This is a genomic window from Cryobacterium sp. M23, assembly GCF_002929655.1.
GTDB lineage: Bacteria > Actinomycetota > Actinomycetes > Actinomycetales > Microbacteriaceae > Cryobacterium > Cryobacterium sandaracinum.
Genome location: NZ_PJJV01000075.1, coordinates 49,136 through 70,134 on the forward strand (window position 1 = coordinate 49,136; position 20,999 = coordinate 70,134).

A 20,999-nucleotide genomic window follows, 5' to 3' on the forward strand; every position below is an offset into this window, starting at 1 on the left:
TCAGTCCTTCGGTTTTTGGGTGGTTGCCCGGTCTGCTGCCACGTCGGGTGCCGCGGGGCGGGCTCCGGTTACGACCTCGATGCCGCGCCCGTCGAAACAGGTGCGGGAGCCGGTGTGGCAGGCTGCTCCGACCTGGTCCGCCTGCACCAGGAGGGTGTCCGCGTCACAGTCGAGCGCGGCGGACTTCACATACTGGCCGTGGCCGGAGATGTCGCCCTTGCGCCAGAATTCCTGGCGACTGCGCGACCAAAACGTCACGCGCCCCTCGGTGAGCGTCCGGCGCAGCGCTTCCCGGTTCATCCAGCCGAGCATGAGCACCTCACCGGTGTCCCACTGCTGGATCACCGCCGGCAGCAGGCCGTCGGAGTTGAAGACGGCCCTGGCCAGGGCGTCGTCGAGGGTGGAGAGCACATCGGTCATTTACGGAGCCGTTTCGGGTCGGGTAAGGCACAACATCATCAGCGCACGGGCATTCCGGCGTGCCGGAGCTCCGCCTTGACGTCGCCGACGGTCAGCTGGCCGCTGTGGAACACGGATGCCGCGAGCACGGCATCCGCCCCCGCCGCGATGGCCGGGGGAAAATCCTCGACCCGGCCGGCGCCGCCGGAGGCGATCACCGGAACGGTGCTCAGGGCGCGCATCAGCGTGATGAGTTCGACGTCGAAGCCCGCCTTCGTGCCGTCGGCGTCGATGGAGTTGACGAGCAGCTCGCCGACCCCCAGCCCGATGGCCGTCTGCGCCCAGGCGAGAGCGTCCAGGTTGGTTTCGGTGCGGCCACCGTGGGTGGTGACGACGAAGCCGGACTCGGTGCGCCCGCTGCGCTTCACGTCAAGCGAGAGCACGAGCACCTGGGAGCCGAACCGGTCGGCGATCTCGCCGATCAGGGCGGGCCGCTTGATGGCGGCGCTGTTGACTCCGACCTTGTCGGCACCACTGGCCTGCAGCCGGGACACGTCCTCGACCGTGCGGATGCCGCCGCCCACCGTAAGCGGGATGAAGACCTGCTCTGCGGTGGCGCGCACGACGTCATAGGTGGTGGCACGGTTGTCCACCGTGGCGGTCACATCGAGGAAGGTGAGTTCGTCGGCTCCCTGCTCGTAGTACCGGCGGGCGAGTTCGACCGGATCGCCCGCGTCTCGCAGATTCTGGAAGTTCACGCCCTTGACCACGCGGCCGTCGGCCACGTCGAGGCAGGGTATGACCCGCACCGAAAGACTCACGATTGTGCCTCCATTGTGTGTCGCCGCATCTGGGTACCGCCGGTCAGCCCGTTACAAGCGGGCGTTGTGAATGGAGCTGATCAGGATGGCGCGCGCCCCGAGCTCGTAGAGGGCGTCCATGACATGGTTCGTGTTCAGGCGCGGGATCATCACACGCACGGCAACCCATTCCGGGTCGTGCAGGGACGATACGGTGGGCGACTCGATGCCGGGCGCCAGCAGACAGGCGTCGTCGAGGAGCGTCTGCGGGATGTCGTAGTCCATCAGCACGTACTGGCGGGCCACGAGCACGCCCTGCAAGCGGCGCAGGAGGGTCGCGATGCCGGGCTTGTCGTTCTCGGAGCTGATCAGCACGGCCGTGGACTGCAGGATGACCGGGCCGAAGATCTCGAGGCCGGCCTTGCGCAGAGTGGAGCCGGTGGAGACGACGTCGGCGACGGCATCCGCCACGCCGAGCTGAACGGCGGACTCGACCGCGCCGTCGAGGGTGACCAGTGTCACGCTGACGTCGTGCTCGGCGAGGAAGGCCTCGACCAGTCCGGGGTAGCTGGTGGCGACGCGATGGCCGGACAGGTCGGCCAGGTCGGTGAAGCGGCCTGCGGGGCCGGCGAAGCGGAAGGTGGAGTCGCCGAAGTCGAGGCTGGTGATCTCCTGGGCGGTGGAGCCCGAGTCGAGCAGCAGGTCGCGCCCGGTGATTCCCACGTCGAGGGCTCCGGAGCCCACATAGGTGGCGATGTCGCGGGGACGCAAGTAGAAGAACTCCACGTCGTTGCGGGGGTCGGCGACGACGAGGTCGCGCGGGTCGCGGCGGCCGGTGTAGCCGGCCTCGAACAGCATCTGCGCGGCGGTTTCGGACAACGAGCCCTTATTGGGCACGGCAATTCTCAGCATTTGGGCACTCTCTGCGTCTTCAGGTTCTGGCAAACAGGTCTCACGGGGTCAACCGGGTGGAGTCTCTCTGATGACGCGTCACAGATGGCGGTACAGGTCGGCGAGGGTCAGCCCCTTCGCCAGCATCATCACCTGCACGTGGTACAGCAGCTGGCTCATCTCGGCGGCGGTTTCGTCGTCGCTCTGGAACTCGGCGGCCATCCAGACCTCGGCGGCTTCTTCGACGATCTTCTTGCCGATGGCATGTACGCCGGCGTCGAGTTCGCGCACGGTCCCCGAGCCGTCGGGGCGGGTCCGTGCTTTGTCGCTCAGTTCAGCGAACAGGTCGTCAAAAGTCTTCACCTGACTAGGGTACTAGTGCGCGTGCTGGTGTTCGGTCGCGGCGGCGCGCAACAGGGCGATCTGCTTCGCCGGGTCCGCGGAGTTGAACACGCTGGAGCCGGCGACGAACGTGTTCGCCCCGGCCTCGGCGGCGATGACGATGGTGTCCTCGGTGATGCCGCCGTCGACCTGCAGCCAGACGTCCAGGCCGGACTTCTTCACGGCCTCCGACAGGGTGCGGAGCTTGCGCATGGTGGAGGGCATGAAGCTCTGCCCCCCGAAGCCGGGTTCGACGGTCATCACGAGCACCTGGTCGAATTCGGGCAGAAGCTCGAGGTAGGGCTCGATGGCCGTGCCGGGCTTGAGGGCGATGCCGGCCCGGGCGCCGATCGAGCGCAGCTTGCGGGCCAGGCCGACCGGGTTGGTCGTGGCCTCCGCGTGGAAGGTGACCGAGAACGCGCCGACTTCGGCGTAGCCGAGCGCCCAACGCTCCGGGTTCTCGATCATCAGGTGCAGGTCGAAGGGCAGCGGGGAGACCTGGGCGAGGCGGTCGACGACGGGCGGTCCGAACGTCAGATTCGGTACAAAATGGTTGTCCATGATGTCGACGTGCACCAGGTCGGCGGTGCGGATGCGCCCCAGGTCCCGTTCGAGATTGGCGAAGTCGGCGGCGAGGATGCTGGGGTTAATCCGGGTGACCATGCCTTCACCCTACTGCGGCGAGCCCCGGCGGCTCGAAAGTCCCATGCCGGTCGAGTCCAAGGCCCTGGAGCGATCCCGTCCCGAACGAATTCGACGGAGATTTTGCCGAAATGGGCCTAGAACCTTTCAAAAAAGTAGTTTTCAACCAGAATCTCCGTCGAATTCGTTCGGGCTGCGACGGAAAAGGATTTGGGTGCCTGGACCTCACAAGCCCTGCCGCAGATCCGGCGCGCGTTGTGGCTTACGCAGGAGATCCGTCCGGCTACACCGGCATCCGCAGTAGTCCCGTACTCGTCCGCGGCGGCTGGGCAGCCCGGACGACGGATGTCCTGAGTTGGCCACGCGGCGCGCGGGCGCGGCCGGGGCGACGCCGGCCCGCCCGCATGCCGGCTGGCCGAGGCAGAGCCGCAGCCGCAGGAACGACGCATCCACCGGATGCCGTCGGGCGGGCCGGACACTCGCCCCGCCCGCACAAGAACCGCTGCGCATTCGCGAGTGTCGTGGTCAACTCAGGAGATCCCGCAGGCCGGGCCGGATATCTACCCCGGTGCCGCACTGATTCGCGGAACCGGTGAACGCGCGCGACGGATGTCCTGCCTTAGCCACACGCGCGGGCTCGGCCGGGCCATGCTCACGGAAGAACCAGGGGAGCCAGAATCTCCGTCAGATTGGGTCGAGGCCGGGGCCCGAATGCGCAGGGCACGAATGCGCAGGGCACGAATGCGCCGGGCACGAATGCGCCGGGTCCGGGTGCGCGGGCTACTCCGTGCGCTCGAGCAGGGTGATGAACATAGCGTCAGTGCCATGCCGATGCGGCCACAGTTGCACGCTGCCCCCGTCGCCGGGCAGGTCGAGCTCGGAGCTGCTCAGCCCCTGCAGCACGGATGCCGTGTCGAGAGTGCGCACACGGCCCTCCCATTTCTTGAGCGCGGTGGCCACGATCCCGCGAGTCTCCGCGATGTGCGGTGAGCAGGTGACGTAGGCCAGCACCCCGCCCGGCTTGAGCGCGCCAAGGGCCGCGTGGATCAGCCCGGACTGCAGATCGGAGAGCTCGGCGACGTCCTTGGGCTGCTTGCGCCAGCGGGCCTCCGGGCGCCGACGTAGCGCGCCGAGCCCGGTGCAGGGAGCATCCAGCAGGATCCGGTCGAACTCCTTCGGATGATCGTCTCCGAACCGGGTGCCGTCCTCCTCCCAGACGGGCACCTCGCCGGGCACGGCGGCCAGCGCCTTACGCACGAGGGCGGCCCGGGCCGGGACGAGCTCGTTGGCGACGAGGCTGGCCCCGCCGGCCAGCGCCTCAGCGGCAAGCAGGGAGGCCTTGCCGCCGGGGCCCGCGCACAGGTCGAGCCAACGCTCCCCCGGCGCAACCGGGCGGGCCCGACTGAGCGTGAGGGCCGCCAACTGGGATCCCTCGTCCTGCACTCGGAGGCGTCCGCCGCTGTCCTGCATCAGGTGCACGGGGTCGCCGCCGGCCAGCACAAAACCGATGGGCGAGAAGTCGTTGGCAACGCCGAGACCGTCGGTGTCTTCGGTGTTGCTGAGGCCGGGCAGAATGACCATGTTCACCTTGGGCGCGGCATTGTCGGCCGACAGAAGCTCCTCGAGCTCGGTCTCTCGGCCCTCGAGGCGCAGCGACTGCCGGAACGCCCGCACCACCCAGATCGGGTGTGAGTGCTCCGCGGCAAGGCGGTCATCATCACTGGTGGCTTCGGTGAGCACGCGTTCGCGCCACTCGTCGGCGCTGGAGCGGGAGATGGTGCGCAGCACCCCGTTGGTGAAGCCGGTGGCGGCGTGGGAGCCCACCTGACGGGCGAGTTCGACAGACTCGTTCACGGCGGCGTGGGTGGCCACCCGGGTGGAGAGCAACTGGTGCGCACCGAGACGTAGCACGTCCAGGATGGCCGGGTCGATCGCGGTGACGGGCCGACCGGCCGCGTCGGCGATCACCCGGTCGTAGAAGCCCTGCATGCGCAGGGTGCCGTAGGTCAGCTCGGTGGCCAATGCGGCATCCGCGGTGCTGAGCGCCGCCCGCTTGATGCGGCTGGGCAGCAGCAGGTTCGCGTAGGCGTCTGATTCCCGCACGGCGGCGATGACCTCGTAGGCCACCCGCCGGGCCGGCTGCACGAAGTCGGTCTGCGGGCGCTCCAGGCCGCGGCCGCCCTGAGCACGGACGTCGTTCTTTCGCCCCTGGCGACGGTCGTCGCTCATGAGGCGACCACCTCCGTCCAATTCACTCCGCGCCACCAGTCGATTGCCTTCATCTGTGTCTTTCCGGCCGGTTGCACGGTGACCAGCTCCAGCGGCTCGGTCCCCGTTCCAATCAGCACTTTCTTGTCGATCTCACGGATCAGGCCGGCCGGTTGCGGCTCGGATCCCTGGGTCAGGGCAACGCCCTGGAGTTTGAGGCGGGCGTCGCCGAGCACCGTGAACGCGCCCGGCTCCGGGGTGACCCCGCGCACCCGGTTGCGCACCGAGACGGCCGGTTCGGACCAGTCGATACGGGCATCCGCGAGAGTCAGCTTGGGGGCCAGGGTGACCGGACCGGACTGCGGGGTCGCCTGGACGCCGCCGGCTTCGAGGGCGTCGATCACCTGCAGCAGCAGGCGCGCGCCGCTGTCGCTGAGCGCCCGCAACAGGCTGCCCGCGGTGTCGTCCTCGACGATCGCCCGCGTCAGTTGCGCGAACACGGCACCCGCGTCGAGTTCCGGAACCAGCTGGAATACGGCGGCGCCAGTCTGCTCGTCGCCGGCCATGAGTGCGCGCTGCACGGGAGCGGCGCCGCGCCAGCGCGGGAGCAGGGAGAAGTGCAGGTTGATCCAGCCGAGCCGGGGCACCGACAGGAGCGGTTCGCGCACGAGCCCGCCGTAGGCGACGATGACGCCGAGGTCGGGTCGCAGTGCGGCGATCTCCACGGTCGCGGCCTCGTCGAGGCGATTGGCCTTGATCACGTGCAGCCCGTTCTCGACAGCGGCTCGCGCGAGCGGCGAGGGGGTGAGCACGCGTTTGCGGCCGAACGGGGCATCCGCCCGGGTGATCACGGCCGCGAGGTCGTGGTGGGACTGAGCCAGGGCGCCCAGGCTGGGCACGGCCGCCTGCGGCGTGCCGGCGAAGACGAGTTTCATTTAGAGCAGCTCCGGGTCGTCGAATCGTACTTTGAGTGTAGGCGCGGGGCGGAAGGCCGCCCCCTTCGGGCGCCGGCGGCGGGCGGCATTGCGCACGACCGCGGCCTTGAGCGCACGGGCCACGGCGTCACCGCTGGCATAGGGCAGCCGCACGATCGCACGCACCAGGGGGTACTCCGTGGTGACCGGGCCGAGTACATCGACGCCGTCCATCCCGGCCAGCTCTGCCAGGGCCAGGGCGACGTCGGCGTCGGTGCCGGTGACGGATGCCGCACGCACCGCGGGCGGGAATCGCAGTTGGCGGCGATCGGCCAGTTCCGACGCGGCGAGCATCTCGGGCTGCCAGGAGTTCAGCGCCCGGGCGACGAGCCCGCCCACGCCGACCAGGACCACAGCGGCACCCGGGGCCGCCAGGGATGCGGCGTTGGACCACCAGCGCAGGCAGTCCTCTCCGACCCGCAGGGATTCCCGGGCGAGCATCCGTTCGCCGTCGAGCAGCAGGATGGCTCGGTACCCACCCGTCGGGATGGGCTCCGCGCCGCGGGTGGCGATCACCAGGGCCGGGGCGTCGCCGAGGTGCTGCAGCGGATGGTCGCCGTCGGCGACGATAATGCGCGCGCCGGGGAACGCCCGGCCGAGTTCTTCGGCGGTTCGCCCGGTGCCGAGGGTGACGACCCGCAGGGCGCGCCCCTCGCAGTGCGTGCAGCTCCAGTTGGCGGCCAGCGCCCCGCACCAGCGACACGACGGGGTGGAGTCCTTGGAGGCCAAAGCGAGCGGCCCCTGACAGGTGGTGCAGCGGGCGGCCTTCTTGCAACTCTGGCAGGCGAGCATCGGGGCGTAGCCGGGGCTGGCCACCTGCACCAGCACGGGGCCGTGGGCCAGCGCCTCCTTGGCGGCCCGCCACGCGGCCGTCGGGATGCGCGCGGCGCGGGCCTGCTGGTCGGGCTCGGACTGGAAGTCGGTGGGGATGATCCGCGGATGCCGGTTCTGCGCGGGGTGCACCGCAGTGAGCCAGCCCAGCTCGACCAGGCGCTGCACCTCGACGGTGCGGGTGTGGCCGAGGAATACGAGGGCGCAGCCGGACTGGCCCTGGCGCACGAGCGCGGCGTCGCGGGAGTGCGCGTAGGGGCTGAGCGGTTCGCCGTGCAGCGGGTCGCCATCGTCGAAGAGCGCGATCAGACCGAGGTCGTGGGCCGGCGCGTAGACGGCCGACCGATTGCCGAGCACGATCCGGGGTTCCGGGGCGAGGGCGGCCAGGAAGGCCCGATAGCGTTCCGGGTTGGGCTGGCGTGCATCGACGCGGCTGACCGAGTCGGCCGGGGCCAGCAGGTCGAGGGCGGCCTGAAGCTGGTCCTGGTCGCGGTAGTCCGGCACGACGAGGATGGCGCTCCGCCCGGCGGCCAGGCCGGCTACCGCGAGCTCGGCCAGGGTGATCGCCCACTTCCCGATGGTCTGCCCGTCCGGCAGCCGTTGCAGCTCGGGCACCGCGGCCACGCAGAGGCGCGCCCCCGTGGCGACGGCCGTGTCGAGGGTGCCGGCCGGGTAATCGGCACAGGCCGGCCCGGCGGGGGTGGCGGGGTCGGCCACATCGCCAGGCTCGGCCACGGTGGCAGCACCGGCCGTCCCGTCGGCCGGGGCGGAAGCATCCGCTGCTCGCGCCGCCAGCCAGGCCTTCTCCACCCGCACCTGGCGCGGGGGCACGGCGAGACGGATGATGTCGCTCGCGTTCCCCGAGGCCCGGTCGGCGACCCGACGGGCGAGCTCCCAGACCTCGGGGGTGAGCACCTGGGCGGCGGAGACCACGCTCTCGATCGGGCTGAGCGCGCCCCGGAATTCGGTGCCAGCCTCGAGACCCGGCAGCGCCTCCGGGCCTGCGGCCGGTCCGACCGCACCGCGCCCCTCGGCCGCACCCAGCACCTCGATCAGGTATCCGTCGGCGACGCGACCGGCCGAGCGCAGCGGCACCCGCACGCGCACGCCGGGCCGGGCGGTGCCGGCGAGCTCGTCGGGAATGCTGTAATCGAACAGGTGGTCGAGCTGCGGCAGCGGCGAGTCGATGAGCACCCGGGCCACGAGGCCGGAGCGGGTCATCGGCGCCGCGCCTGCCCGGTCACAGTCCGGCAGCGCTTCTCAGCTCGTCGACCCGGTCGAGGCGCTCCCAGGTGAAGTCGGGAAGCTCGCGGCCGAAGTGGCCGTAGACGGCGGTCTGCGCGTAGATCGGGCGCAGCAGGTCAAGGGAATGGATGATCGCGGCCGGGCGCAGGTCGAAGACCGCGCGGATCGCCGCGGTGATGTCCCGGTCGGCCATCACCCCGGTGCCGAAGGTCTCCACGTAGAGCCCGACGGGCGAGGCCTTGCCGATGGCGTAGGCCACCTGAATCTCGAGACGGTCGGCCAGCCCGGCGGCCACGGCGTTCTTGGCCACCCAGCGCATCGCGTATGCTGCGGAGCGGTCGACCTTCGACGGGTCCTTGCCGCTGAACGCGCCCCCGCCGTGCCGGCTGGAACCGCCGTAGGTGTCGATGATGATCTTGCGCCCGGTGAGGCCGGCGTCGCCCTGAGGGCCGCCGATCTCGAACCGCCCGGTCGGGTTGATCAGCGTATTCAGTTCAGACGAGTCCAGTTCCACGCGGTCGAGCACCGGGCGGATGACGAGTTCCTCGACCTCCGCGCGCAGCTGCTCGTTGGACACCTTCGGCGAGTGCTGGGTCGACAGCACGACGGTCTCGACCGAGCGCGGCGTGATGCCGTCGTAGCCGATGGTGACCTGAGTCTTGCCGTCGGGCCGGAGGTAGTCGAGTTCGCCGGACTTGCGCACCTCGGCGAGGCGTTCGGCGAGGCGGTGTGCGATCCAGATCGGGATCGGCATCAGCTGAGGGGTCTCCCGGGTGGCGTATCCGAACATGATGCCCTGGTCGCCGGCGCCCTGGCGGTCGAAGTCCTCCACGCTGGACTCTTCCCGACGCTCGAAGGCGTTGTCCACGCCCTGCGCGATGTCGGGCGACTGGCCGCCGATGGAGATCTCCACGCCGCAGGAGCGGCCGTCGAACCAGACGTCCGAAGAGTCGTAGCCGATATCGGTGATGCACTTGCGCACGATTGAGGGGATCTCGACGTAGGCCTCGGTGGTGACCTCGCCGGCGACGTGTACGAGACCGGTGGTGACGAGGGTCTCGACGGCGACCCGGCTGTGCGGGTCTTCCGTCAGGAGCGCGTCCAGAATGCTGTCGGAGATCTGGTCGCAGATCTTGTCGGGGTGACCTTCGGTTACCGACTCCGAAGTGAAAAGGCGTAGATCGCGCATCTGGCCCGTCTCTGTTGCAGAACAACGTGTAGAAGAAATGAACGTGGAAAATTCCCCGCTGAGACCGGGCCGAGCCGACCGGGTACCCGGTCGTGCCGGTCGGGAAGCGGCGGAGACCCTGCCCTTGCCGGCGACGGCAACGGCAACCCAGGTGACCGGATGCCCGAGCGGTCTCAGCCGATCAGGTCAAGGATGCGCCCGGCCACCGACATTTTGGTTCCGGAGACCTCACACACTATATCTCCGTCGTGATCGAGCACCGTGATCGCGTTACGGTCCGAGGCGAAACCCTCCGCCCAGCCCACACGGTTGACCACCAGGAAGTCGCAGCCCTTGCGTGCCATTTTCTCGCGGCCGAGTACAAGCAGGCGAACCGGATCCGGCTCCGTCTCCGCGGCGAACCCGATCAGTACCTGGCCCGTCCGCTTCGTCCGGGCGAGCCCGGCGAGGATATCGGGGTTGCGGGTCAGTTCGAGCAGCAGGGTGTCGCCGGTCTCGTCTTTCTTGATCTTGCCGGCGCTCACCTGCACCGGCCGGTAGTCGGCGACCGCGGCCGCCATGATCACGGCGTCGGCCCCGGCGGCGGCATCCGTGACGGCCGCCTCGAGCTCGAGCGCGGTGCCCACGAGCCGCAGTTCCGCCGCTGTTGGTGCGGCAACCTCGAGGTTCGCGGCGATCAGGGTCACGGACGCACCCCGAGCCAGGGCGGCCTGCGCCAGGGCGACCCCCTGCTTGCCGCTGGAACGGTTGCCGAGGAAGCGCACGGGGTCGAGGGGCTCGCGAGTGCCGCCAGCGGTGATTACGACGTGCTTGCCGACCAGGTCGGCGCCTGGCCCATCGGTGCGGTCGGCCGAGGCAAGGGCGGCGAGGGCGGCGGCGACGATGGTGTCGGGCTCTTCCATCCGGCCGGCTCCGGTGTCGGCGCCGGTGAGCTGGCCGACCCCCGGCCCGACGACGATGACGCCGCGGGCGCGGAGGGTGGCCACATTGGCGACCGTGGCCGCGTTGTTCCACATCTCCGTGTGCATCGCCGGGGCGATCACGAGCGGGGCGGTGCTGGCCAGGATGGTGTTGCCGAGCAGGTCGTCGGCGAGGCCGGTGGCGAGCTTCGCGATGGTGTTCGCGGTGGCCGGGGCCACGACGATCAGGTCGGCGGATTGGCCGATGGCCACGTGCCGCACCTCGGCGACGCCCTCATAGAGATCCGTGTGCACGGGGTTGCGGGAGATGGCCTCCAGGGTGGGCTTGCCGACGAATCGCAGCGCCCCCGTTGTCGCCACGACGTGCACGCAGTCCCCCCGCAACACGAAAGCGCGCACGACGTTCACGGCCTTGTAGGCAGCAATGCCGCCGGTTATCCCGACGACGATCGTGCGACCTGACGACATCCTGCGCGCTTGTGGGTGCGTTACTCGGCGATGGGGCGGGAGGTGAGCTTGTCTTCGTTGATCTCGCGGAGGGCGACGGACAGCGGCTTGTCGTCGACGGTCGAGTCGACAAGCGGGCCGACATTGTCGAAGAGGCTGCCTTCGTGCAGGTCCGCATAGTAGTCGTTGATCTGACGCGCGCGCTTGGACGCGAAGACCACGAGGGCGTACTTGGAGTCGGCCTTGGTGAGCAGGTCGTCGATGGGCGGGTCAATGATGCCAGTGAGCTTGGTAGCCATTGGTGTCACTCCTTCAGAGCGGTTTGTGCTGCGGGACGCGCAGAATCACGGAAAACGGGCGCTACGGCAGCAACGGCGCCGTACGCAGATTCATCAAGTCTACGACCTCGCGCGCCGCTTCGCCCACGTCGTGGTTTACGACCCGATAATCGAACTCCCCCTGGGCGGCCAATTCGAGTTTGGCCGTCTCGAGCCGGCGGGCCTGTTCGGCGGGCGCCTCGGTGTCCCGGCCGATCAGCCGGCGCACCAGTTCGTCCCAGCTCGGCGGAAGCAGGAAGACCAGTCTGGCCTCCGGCATGGCCCGGCGAACGGCCCGGGCTCCTTGGATGTCGATCTCGAGGAGCACGCTGTGGCCCTCGTTCAAGGCCTCCGTGACCGGACCCCGCGGGGTGCCGTAGCGGTACGCGTTGTGCACGGTCGCCCACTCGAGCAGGTCGCCGGCCGCGACCATCCGGTCGAATTCGGCGTCGTCGACGAAGAAGTAGCTCACGCCCGCGGTCTCGCCTGGGCGAGGTGCCCGGGTCGTGGCCGACACCGACAGGTGCACGCCCGGGTGATGCTGACGGATGTGCGCCGCGACGGTTCCCTTGCCGACCGCGGTGGGACCGGCCAGCACGACAAGCTTCGCGGAGGAATCGCCGCGCCTCGCGGCGGTGCGCGTGGTGAGAAAATCTCGCAACCGATCGCGTTGGTGCTTGCCCAGCCCCCCCAATCGCTTCGACGGCGAGATCTCGAGCCTCTCCATGATGCGGTGCATCTTGGTGACGCCGATCGCCGGAATGCTGATCAGGAACTCGGTCACCCGCAGGCGCCCTTCGACGCCGTCCGGGCTCTCGGTCGCGGCGGACAACACGTCGAGCGCGCTACGTTTTCCCCGCGCAATCTGGTCTTTAACTTCGGCGCGCGCGCGGCGAGCCGCCACGGCGGCGCGCGAGGCGGCAACCCGATCGACGTCGGGTGGGGTGGGGCGATTCTCAGCCACGGGCAGCTCCTGCTTCAACTACTCGGCGCGCAATCGCTTGTTTGATTCGGTCGGGGCCGACCGCTAGAACGCTGCGCGATTCACTCACGATAACGCCTTCCGCGTACCCCCCGTACAAGTTCTTCAGATCGGCGACCTGCGCGCCCTGGTGGCCGAAGCCGGGAGCGAGGATGGGGGTGAGCCCCCGGGCGGGCGCCACGGAGAGGTCCAGTCCGAACGTGGCCAGGTCCAGTGTGGCGCCGAGCACCACCCCGACCGAGCCGAGCGAGGAAGCCCCGGACCGGGCATTCCGCTCGGTCACGGCGCCGAAGACGGATTGGGCGACGCTTTGGCCGGTCTGATTCCCCTCGGCGATCACGGCCCGCTGAAGCGCCGCCGCCTCGGGGTTCGAGGTGGCGGCCAGCACGAAGATCCCCTTGCCGGTCTGGGCTGCAAGGCTGAACACCGGTTCCAGCGACCCGACGCCCATATACGCGTTCACGGTGATGGCGTCGACCTCCAGGGGGGACTCCTCGCTCAGCCAGGCCTGGCCGTACGCCTCCACGCTGGTACCGAGGTCGCCGCGCTTGACGTCCGCGATCGTGAGCAGTCCGGCGGCGCGGGCATCCGCCAGCACCCGTTCCAAGGCGAGGTACCCGGCGGAGCCGAAACGCTCGTAGAAGGCCACCTGGGGCTTCACCAGGCCGACCTGGCCGGCAGCGGCGGCCACGACCTGGCGGCCGAAAGACTCCGCCCCGGCGGCCGTGTCCGGCAGACCCCAGTCGGTCAGGAGCCAGGCGTGCGGGTCGATGCCGACGCAGACTTGTCCCCGCACCGAGAAGACATCACCCAGCCGGTCGCCGAAGGCGGCCGGTGCGGCCGGGCCGACCGCTGCGGTCGACCCGTCCTGTTCGTGCGCGCGGCTCACAGGGCCGCCGTCCGGGTGAGGGCGTAGTCCTGCAGCGAGGTCACCTCGAAGCCGCCGCGAATCGCGTCGATCGAGGCCACTGCGGCGCTCAACTCGGCGATGGTGGTGAACAGCGGCAGGTCCGCGGCGACCGCGGCCGCGCGGATCTCGTAGCCGTCGGCTCGGGCGGTGCGACCGCCGGGGGTGTTGATGACGATCTGCACCTCTTCGCGGCGGATCAGTTCCACGATCGACACGTCCGCCTCGTCGGCCTTCTCACTGAACTTGGTGACGATGGCGGCGCGGATGCCGTTGCGTTGCAGAACTTCGGCGGTCCCCTCCGTGGCGGTGATCGAGTAGCCGAGCTGCTGGAGGCGCAGCATGGGCAGGATGATCGCGCGCTTGTCCCGGTCGGAGACCGACACGAACACGGTGCCGGTGAGCGGGATTCCGCCGTAGGCGGCGAGCTGGCTCTTGGCGAAGGCCCGCGGGAAGTCGCGGTCGATGCCCATGACCTCACCGGTCGAGCGCATCTCCGGGCCGAGCACGGAGTCCACGACGAGACCCTCGGGCGTGCGGAACCGGTTGAACGGCAGCACGGCTTCCTTCACGGCGACCGGAGCATCCATCGGCACCCGCGAGCCGTCGATCAGAGGTAGCTTGCCCTCGGCCTTGAGTTCGGCGATGGTCTTGCCGACCATGATCAGCGCGGCGGCCTTGGCCAAGGTGATGCCGAGGGCCTTGGCCACGAACGGCACCGTACGCGAGGCGCGCGGGTTCGCTTCGAGCACGTAGAGTACGCCGGCGCCGATCGCGAACTGCACGTTGAGCAGGCCGCGCACGCCGATGCCGCGGGCGATGCCCAGCGTCGCCTCGCGCACACGGTCGATCTCCGCACGGCCGAGGGTGACCGGCGGCAGGGTGCAGCTCGAGTCGCCGGAGTGGATCCCGGCCTCCTCGATATGCTCCATCACGCCGCCGATGTAGAGCTCGATGCCGTCGTAGATGGCGTCCACGTCGATCTCGATGGCGTCGTCGAGAAACCGGTCCACGAGCAGCGGATGCGACGGGCCGATGATGCCCTGTCCGGCCATCCGGTTGAAGTAGTCGGCCAACGCTGCGGAGTCGTAGACGATCTCCATGCCGCGGCCGCCGAGCACGTAGCTCGGGCGCACGAGCACGGGATAGCCGATCTCCTCGGCAACGACCACAGCGCCGGCGTAGTCGGTGGCGACGCCGTTGCGGGGGGCGAGGAGGCCGGCCTGGTCGAGGATGCCGGAGAAAAATCCGCGCTCCTCCGCCAGGTCGATGGCCTCCGGGGTGGTGCCGAGTATCGGGATGCCCTCGGCCTCGAGGCCCTTGGCGAGGCCGAGCGCGGTCTGGCCTCCCAGCTGCACGACCACGCCGACGAGCTCGCCGCTCTGGCTTTCTGCGTGAATGACCTCGAGCACGTCCTCGAGGGTGAGCGGCTCGAAGTAGAGCCGGTCGGAGGTGTCGTAGTCGGTCGAGACCGTCTCCGGGTTGCAGTTGATCATGATGGTCTCGTAGCCAGCCTCGGAGAGGGCAAACGAGGCGTGCACGCAGGAGTAGTCGAACTCGACGCCCTGGCCGATGCGGTTCGGGCCGGAGCCGATGATGACGACTTTCTTGCGGTCACTGGGCACGACCTCGGTCTCCTGGTCGTAGCTGGAGTAGTGGTACGGCGTGAGTGCGGGGAACTCCCCCGCACAGGTGTCGACGGTCTTGAAGACCGGGCGCACGCCGAGGATGTGGCGCACCGTGCGCACATCCGCTTCGCCGAAGCCGCGCAGCTCGCCGATCTGGGCGTCGGAGAAGCCGTGGTCTTTGGCGGTGCGGAGGATGTCCGTGTCGAGGCGCTCGGCGGCGGCGATCTCGTCCGCGATCTCGTTGATCAGCACGATCTGGTCGATGAACCACGGGTCGATCTTGGTGGCGTCGAAAACCTGCTCGGTGGTGGCGCCCTTGCGGAGCGCCTGCTGCACGGTGACGATCCGGCCGTCGGTGGGTACTTCGGCGACCGTGAGCAACTCGTCGACCGTGCGGGTCTCGGCTCCCCAGTGGAACGACGAACCGCGCTTCTCGAGCGAGCGGAGCGCCTTCTGCAGCGCGGAGGCGTAACTGCGGCCGATGGCCATCGCCTCGCCCACGGACTTCATGGTGGTGGTCAGGCGCTGGTCGGCGGCGGGAAACTTCTCGAACGCGAACCGGGGCACCTTGACCACGACGTAGTCGAGGGTGGGTTCGAAGCTGGCCGGGGTGACACCGGTGATGTCGTTCGGGATCTCGTCGAGCCGGTAGCCGAGCGCGAGCTTCGCGGCGATTTTGGCGATCGGGAAGCCCGTCGCCTTGCTCGCCAGGGCGGAGGAGCGGGACACGCGCGGGTTCATCTCGATCACGATGATGCGACCGTCGGCCGGGTTGATCGCGAACTGGATGTTGCAGCCGCCGGTGTCCACTCCCACGGCGCGGATGATGTCGATGCTGATGTCGCGCAGCTTCTGGTACTCGCGGTCGGTCAGGGTCAGCGCCGGGGCGACGGTGATCGAGTCGCCGGTGTGTACGCCGACCGGGTCGACGTTCTCGATCGAGCAGACGACGACCGTGTTGTCGGCCGTGTCGCGCATCATCTCGAGCTCGAATTCCTTCCAGCCGAGGATGGATTCCTCGAGCAGGACCTCGCTGGTGGGGCTCTGGTGCAGCCCGTCGCCGACGATGCGGCGCAGTTCCGGCTCGGTGTAGGCGAAGCCGGAGCCGAGGCCGCCCATGGTGAAGGAGGGACGCACGACGAGCGGGTAGCCGAGGTCCTCGGCGAAGCCGACGGCCTCCTCGACCGTGTGGGCGATGTAGGACCGGGCGACGCCGGCGCCCGCGTCCAGCACCAGTTGCTTGAAGATCTGGCGGTCCTCACCCTTCTGGATGGCGTCGAAGGAGGCACCGATGAGTTCGACGTCGTACCTGGCCAGAATGCCGCGCTCGTGAAGCTGGATGGCGGCGTTCAGCGCGGTCTGCCCGCCGAGGGTCGGCAGAATCGCGTCGGGGCGTTCCTTGGCGATGATCGTCTCGAGGATCTCCGGGGTGATCGGCTCGATGTAGGTGGCGTCGGCGAAGTCGGGGTCGGTCATGATCGTGGCCGGGTTGGAGTTGACCAGGATGACCCTGACCCCCTCGGCCCGCAGCACCCGGCAGGCCTGAGTTCCGGAATAGTCGAACTCGCAGGCCTGGCCGATCACGATCGGACCCGATCCGATGACGAGAACGCTGTTGATGTCGTCGCGCTTGGGCATTACTTGGCGTCTCCTGCTCCGGTGGCCGCACGATGCGCGACCACCACATCCCTGAACCGATCGAAAAGGTACTCGGCGTCGTGTGGGCCGGCCGCCGACTCCGGGTGGTACTGCACCGAGAAAGCGGGGATATCGAGGCAGCGGATGCCCTCGACCACCTGGTCGTTGAGGCTGTAGTGGCTCACCTCCACCCGGCCGAAGCCGGTGCGGGACTCATGCACTCCCTCGATGGGCATGTCCACGGCGAACCCGTGGTTCTGCGAGGTGATTTCCACCCGGCCGGTGGTCTTGTCGAGCACGGGCTGGTTGATTCCCCGGTGCCCGAAGGGCAGCTTGTAGGTGCGGAAGCCGAGGGCGCGGCCGAGCAGCTGGTTGCCGAAGCAGATCCCGAAGTAGGGCACACCGGCTCGCAGCACCTCCTGTAGGAGGTTCACGTGTAGGTCGGAGGCTGCCGGGTCGCCAGGGCCGTTGGAGAAGAACAGGGCCGACGGGGTGAGGGACAGCACGTGCTCGGCGGTGACCGACTGGGGCAGCACCAGCACCTCGAAGCCGCGCGCGGCGAGGTGGCCCAGGGTGGAGGTCTTGACCCCGAGGTCGAGCACGGCGACCGAGCCGATGCGCTCGCCCTGCGCGGGCACCGAGAACGGTTCGACCGTGGAGACCTCATCGGACAGGTTGCGGCCACGCATGCCGGCGCCGGCACGCACCAGCTCGAGCTGCTCGCCATCGGAGAGGCCGAAACGGTCGCCGGAGAAGATCCCGCTCTTCATGGCCCCGGACGAGCGGATGTGACGGGTGATCGCACGCGTGTCGACACCGCTGATCCCGACCACTCCCCCGCCCGTCAGGTCGTCATCGAGGCTGCGGGTGGACCGGAAGTTGGAGGCGATGCGGGCAGGCTCGCGCACGACGAAGCCGGAGACCCAGATGCGGCGGGATTCCATGTCCTCGTCGTTGGCACCCGTGTTGCCGATGTGCGGCGCCGTCATCAGCACGATCTGCCCGGCGTAGGACGGGTCGGTGAGGGTCTCCTGGTAGCCGGTCATGCCGGTGGCGAAGACGATCTCGCCGAGGGTCTGCCCCACGCTGCCGTAGGAACGGCCTTCGTAGCGGCGGCCGTCCTCGAGTACGAGCACGGCAGGAGTCGGTCGGTCGGGGGTCGTTGCGTTGCTCACGCTACGCCTCGCTTTCATCGCGCGCGGCCGGGCGCCGGGCGTCGGCCGCAATGGTTCGAATGGCTTCGTTCACGCTGACGCGGTCGGATGGGTCAAGGATTCGGAAATAGCTGTCGACGATCTGTCTGTCGGCGCCGGGCAGCCGCCAGCCGAGCAGCAGCAGGCCGTCGGTCTCGACGGCGCGGTCGATTGCCACGGTGGCGTCTTCCAGCACGGCGATGGCCGAGGCAGGGATGAACACCGCCTCCTCGCCGGCCAGGGCCAGGATCAGACCCGCGTCGGTCACGGTCAGGCGGGCCCGGGCCCGGAAACCCAGGCCAGGGATGTTCAGGCGTTCGAGCGGCTGGGCGCGGAGGGTCGTGGCGACGTAGAACACGGCGGCGGAGGCCAGCTCGAGTGCCGCGTCGACGGGCAGCGGGTAGCCGGCCGGCAGGGCGGCATCCCGGCGGCTGCGACCCCGCCAGCTGCGCAGCATGAGGCCGAGCAGGCCGAGCAGCACGGCGACGGTGATGACGGTGGCGATGGTCCTAGCCATGGGTTCGCTCCTCGAGTGCCGCGATCTCGTCGGCGGGCCGCAGCGCACCGTCCAGAACCGTGGCGTAGCCCCGGTGGAATGTGGCCAGCACCCGACCCGGCAGGGTCATCGCCAGGTAGGGCGAGTTGGCGCTCCTGCCGGCCAGGTTGCCGCGCTCGAAGACGCGGCTCGCGGCGGGATCGTAGAGGGTGAGCTCGGCGGGAGCCCCGACGAGCAGACCCTGGCCCTGGCCGGCGAGCCGGCCGATCCGGGCGGGGCTGCTGGAAAGCACGCGAGCGATGTCCGTCCAGTCGAGCAGCCCGGTGTTGACGACGGCCGCGTGCACCACGGAGAGGGCGGATTCGAGGCCGACCATGCCGTTCGCCGCGGCGTCCCACTCGCAGTCCTTCGCCTCGACCGGGTGCGGGGCGTGGTCGGTGGCGACGATGTCGATGGTGCCGTCGGCGAGGCCGGCGCGCAGGGCTTCGACGTCTTCGCGGCGGCGGAGCGGCGGGTTGACTTTGAACCGGGCGTCGTAGCCGACGACCAGGTCCTCGCTGAGCAGCAGGTGGTGCGGGGTGGCCTCGGCGGTCACCTGGATGCCGCGGGCCTTGGCCCAGCGGATGACGTCGACCGAGCCGGCCGTCGACACGTGGCACACGTGCAGACGCGACCCGACGTGTTCGGCGAGCAGCACATCGCGGGCGATGATCGACTCCTCGGCGACCGCGGGCCAGCCGACCATCCCGAGTTCGCTTGAGAGTGCCCCCTCGTTCATCTGCGCCTTCTCGGTCAGGCGCGGTTCCTGGGAGTGCTGGGCGATAACGCCGTCGAACGCCTTCACGTACTCGAGGGCCCGGCGCATCAACAGCGGGTCGGAGACGCAGAAGCCGTCGTCGGAGAAGACCCGAACCCGGGCACGACTGGTGGCCATGGCGCCCAGTTCGGCCAGGCGCTCCCCCGCAAGCCCGACGGTGACGGCGCCGATCGGCTGCACGGTGACATAGCCGGCGCGCTCACCGAGGGCGAGAACCTGGTCGACGACGCCGGCGGTGTCCTGCACGGGCGAGGTGTTGGCCATCGCAAACACGCTGGTGAAGCCGCCCACGGCCGCGGCCTGACTGCCGGTCAGGATGGTTTCACTCTGTTCGAAGCCCGGTTCGCGCAGGTGCGTGTGCAGGTCGACCAGGCCGGGCAGAGCGATCAGGCCGGCCGCGTCGACGACGGTTGCGCCGGCACCAGAAAGCCCGGAACCGATCTCCACAATCTTGCCGTCGGCGAGGATAAGGTCGATGCGGGTGCTGTCCGCGAGTGTCGCACCTCGAATCAGGTACGGCGTGCTGGCCGCGCTGTCGCTGGACATCTATGAATCCTCCCGATCGCCGGACAACAGCAGGTACAGTGCCGCCATCCGCACTGAAACCCCGTTTGCGACCTGTTCGCGCACGGTTGAGCCGGCCGAATCGGCCGCCGCTGAAGATATTTCCAAGCCGCGATTCATGGGGCCGGGGTGCATCACAATGGTAGTCGGGGCCAGACGGCCGAAGCGCTCATCGTCCAAGCCCCAGCGGCGCGAGTACTCGCGGCTGTTCGGGAAGAAAGCGGCGTCCATGCGTTCCTGCTGGATGCGCAGCATCATCACCACGTCGGGCCCGGCGTCGATGGCCGCGTCCAGGTCGAAGCCCGACTCGGCCGGCCAACCGCTCATGTCCATCGGCAGCAGGGTGGGCGGAGCGATCAGGCTCACGTGCGCGCCGAGCGTGGTGAGCAGCCAGAGGTTCGAGCGGGCCACCCGGGAGTGCAGGATGTCACCGACGATGGTGACCGTGACGCCGTCCAGGCCCCGACCGCGCGCGGCACCCTGGTGCAGCCGGCGACGGATGGTGAACGCGTCCAGCAGCGCCTGGGTCGGATGCTCATGGGTGCCGTCGCCCGCGTTGATGATGCCGGCGTCGATCCAGCCGCTTTCGGCCAGCACGTGGGGTGCCCCGGAGGCCGGGTGGCGGATGACGACCCCGTCGGCACCCATCGCGGCGAGGGTTTGGGCGGTGTCCTTGAGGCTTTCGCCCTTCGACACGCTCGAGCCCTTGGCGCTGAAGTTGATCACGTCCGCGCTCAGCCGTTTCGCGGCGGCCTCGAAGGAGATCCGGGTCCGCGTCGAATCCTCGAAGAACAGGTTGACCACGGTCTTGCCGCGCAGGGTGGGCAGCTTCTTCACCTCGCGGTTGGCGACATCAGCCATGTCCTCGGCGATGTCGAGCAGCAGGATCGCCTCGTCGCGGCTCATGCCCTTGGTCGAGAGGAGGTGCCTCATCACGCGACCCCCTCGTCAGCGCCTTCGAGGGGTCCGCCGTCGATGCTGACGAACTCGTCGCCGTCGACCTCGAGCAGGTGCAGGTTGATGCGTTCCGCGGTGGAGCTGGGCAGGTTCTTGCCCACGAAGTCGGCCCGGATCGGCAGTTCGCGGTGGCCGCGGTCCACGAGCACGGCCAGGCGCACGACGGTCGGCCGCCCGTGGTCGCCGAGTGCGTCGAGGGCGGCGCGGATGGTGCGGCCCGAGTAGAGCACGTCGTCGACGAGCACCACCGTGACGCCGTCGACGCTGCCGGGCACCAGGGTGCGGGACGGCGTGCGGGTGCGGGTGTGGCCGAGGTCATCGCGGTACATGGTGACGTCGAGGGAGCCGACCCGGACATCCGTCGCCGTGGGCTCGATGCGCGCGATGGTCTCGGCGATGCGCCGGGCCAGAACGACCCCGCGAGTGGGGATGCCGAGGATCACAAGGTTCTCGGCGCCTCGATTGGACTCCAGGATCTCGTGGGAGATCCGAGTCAACGCTCGAGCGATATCAGCCTGGTTCAACACGGTGCGTGCCATAAACCCGACCTCCTTCCCCGCCTCACCGGACGGC

The 20,999-nt window shown here is 69.3% G+C and carries 19 protein-coding genes; all 19 read right to left on the minus strand.

Annotation, left to right across the window (positions count from 1 at the left end; all coding sequences use genetic code 11):
- Nucleotides 1-420: a phosphoribosyl-AMP cyclohydrolase gene (gene hisI / locus CXY82_RS11180; protein WP_104171001.1), complete on the minus strand. Its 420-nt coding sequence runs from the start codon at nt 418-420 to the stop codon at nt 1-3.
- A gap of 38 nt (nt 421-458) precedes the next feature.
- Nucleotides 459-1,220 (minus strand): imidazole glycerol phosphate synthase subunit HisF, encoded by a 762-nt coding sequence (gene hisF / locus CXY82_RS11185; RefSeq protein ID WP_104171002.1) that lies wholly within the window; start codon nt 1,218-1,220, stop codon nt 459-461.
- A 51-nt stretch (nt 1,221-1,271) separates the two neighbouring features.
- The gene (hisG, locus tag CXY82_RS11190; protein ID WP_104171003.1) at nt 1,272-2,111 is read right to left on the minus strand and encodes an ATP phosphoribosyltransferase; all 840 of its coding nucleotides are present in this window, start codon (nt 2,109-2,111) and stop codon (nt 1,272-1,274) included.
- A gap of 78 nt (nt 2,112-2,189) precedes the next feature.
- On the minus strand, nt 2,190-2,453 hold the full coding sequence (locus CXY82_RS11195; RefSeq protein WP_104171004.1) for a phosphoribosyl-ATP diphosphatase: 264 nt from the start codon (nt 2,451-2,453) through the stop codon (nt 2,190-2,192).
- A 12-nt stretch (nt 2,454-2,465) separates the two neighbouring features.
- A complete protein-coding gene (rpe, locus tag CXY82_RS11200) occupies nt 2,466-3,134 on the minus strand; it encodes a ribulose-phosphate 3-epimerase (protein WP_104171005.1) in 669 nt (222 codons plus the stop codon).
- 759 nt (nt 3,135-3,893) lie between these two features.
- Entirely contained in the window at nt 3,894-5,342 is a 1,449-nt protein-coding gene (locus CXY82_RS11205; protein ID WP_104171006.1) for an RsmB/NOP family class I SAM-dependent RNA methyltransferase, read from the minus strand.
- Entirely contained in the window at nt 5,339-6,256 is a 918-nt protein-coding gene (gene fmt / locus CXY82_RS11210) for a methionyl-tRNA formyltransferase (RefSeq protein WP_104100522.1), read from the minus strand. The genes CXY82_RS11205 and fmt overlap by 4 nt, the downstream gene beginning before the upstream one ends.
- Nucleotides 6,257-8,347, minus strand: a complete 2,091-nt coding sequence (locus tag CXY82_RS11215; protein WP_104171007.1) for a hypothetical protein — start codon at nt 8,345-8,347, stop codon at nt 6,257-6,259.
- A gap of 19 nt (nt 8,348-8,366) precedes the next feature.
- A complete protein-coding gene (gene metK / locus CXY82_RS11220; RefSeq protein ID WP_104171008.1) occupies nt 8,367-9,560 on the minus strand; it encodes a methionine adenosyltransferase in 1,194 nt (397 codons plus the stop codon).
- A gap of 173 nt (nt 9,561-9,733) precedes the next feature.
- Complete coding sequence (gene coaBC, locus CXY82_RS11225) at nt 9,734-10,948, minus strand: bifunctional phosphopantothenoylcysteine decarboxylase/phosphopantothenate--cysteine ligase CoaBC (protein ID WP_104171009.1); 1,215 nt, start codon at nt 10,946-10,948, stop codon at nt 9,734-9,736.
- 20 nt (nt 10,949-10,968) lie between these two features.
- Nucleotides 10,969-11,226, minus strand: coding sequence for a DNA-directed RNA polymerase subunit omega (rpoZ, locus tag CXY82_RS11230; protein ID WP_104100518.1), 258 nt, complete (start codon nt 11,224-11,226; stop codon nt 10,969-10,971).
- 61 nt (nt 11,227-11,287) lie between these two features.
- Nucleotides 11,288-12,208, minus strand: a complete 921-nt coding sequence (gmk, locus tag CXY82_RS11235) for a guanylate kinase (RefSeq protein WP_104171049.1) — start codon at nt 12,206-12,208, stop codon at nt 11,288-11,290.
- Complete coding sequence (gene pyrF, locus CXY82_RS11240) at nt 12,201-13,115, minus strand: orotidine-5'-phosphate decarboxylase (RefSeq protein WP_199180938.1); 915 nt, start codon at nt 13,113-13,115, stop codon at nt 12,201-12,203. Before pyrF ends, gmk begins: the two co-directional genes overlap by 8 nt.
- Nucleotides 13,112-16,399, minus strand: a complete 3,288-nt coding sequence (carB, locus tag CXY82_RS11245; RefSeq protein ID WP_104171010.1) for a carbamoyl-phosphate synthase large subunit — start codon at nt 16,397-16,399, stop codon at nt 13,112-13,114. The genes pyrF and carB overlap by 4 nt, the downstream gene beginning before the upstream one ends.
- Nucleotides 16,399-17,592, minus strand: a complete 1,194-nt coding sequence (carA, locus tag CXY82_RS11250; RefSeq protein ID WP_199180939.1) for a glutamine-hydrolyzing carbamoyl-phosphate synthase small subunit — start codon at nt 17,590-17,592, stop codon at nt 16,399-16,401. Before carA ends, carB begins: the two co-directional genes overlap by 1 nt.
- Nucleotides 17,576-18,109 carry a hypothetical protein gene (locus CXY82_RS11255; RefSeq protein WP_104171011.1) on the minus strand — a complete coding sequence of 178 codons (534 nt, stop codon included), beginning with the start codon at nt 18,107-18,109 and terminating at the stop codon, nt 17,576-17,578. Before CXY82_RS11255 ends, carA begins: the two co-directional genes overlap by 17 nt.
- On the minus strand, nt 18,102-19,451 hold the full coding sequence (locus tag CXY82_RS11260; protein WP_104171012.1) for a dihydroorotase: 1,350 nt from the start codon (nt 19,449-19,451) through the stop codon (nt 18,102-18,104). Before CXY82_RS11260 ends, CXY82_RS11255 begins: the two co-directional genes overlap by 8 nt.
- The gene (locus CXY82_RS11265) at nt 19,452-20,402 is read right to left on the minus strand and encodes an aspartate carbamoyltransferase catalytic subunit (protein ID WP_104171013.1); all 951 of its coding nucleotides are present in this window, start codon (nt 20,400-20,402) and stop codon (nt 19,452-19,454) included.
- Nucleotides 20,402-20,965, minus strand: coding sequence for a bifunctional pyr operon transcriptional regulator/uracil phosphoribosyltransferase PyrR (pyrR, locus tag CXY82_RS11270; RefSeq protein ID WP_104171014.1), 564 nt, complete (start codon nt 20,963-20,965; stop codon nt 20,402-20,404). The genes CXY82_RS11265 and pyrR overlap by 1 nt, the downstream gene beginning before the upstream one ends.
- Nucleotides 20,966-20,999: the final 34 nt, after the last annotated feature.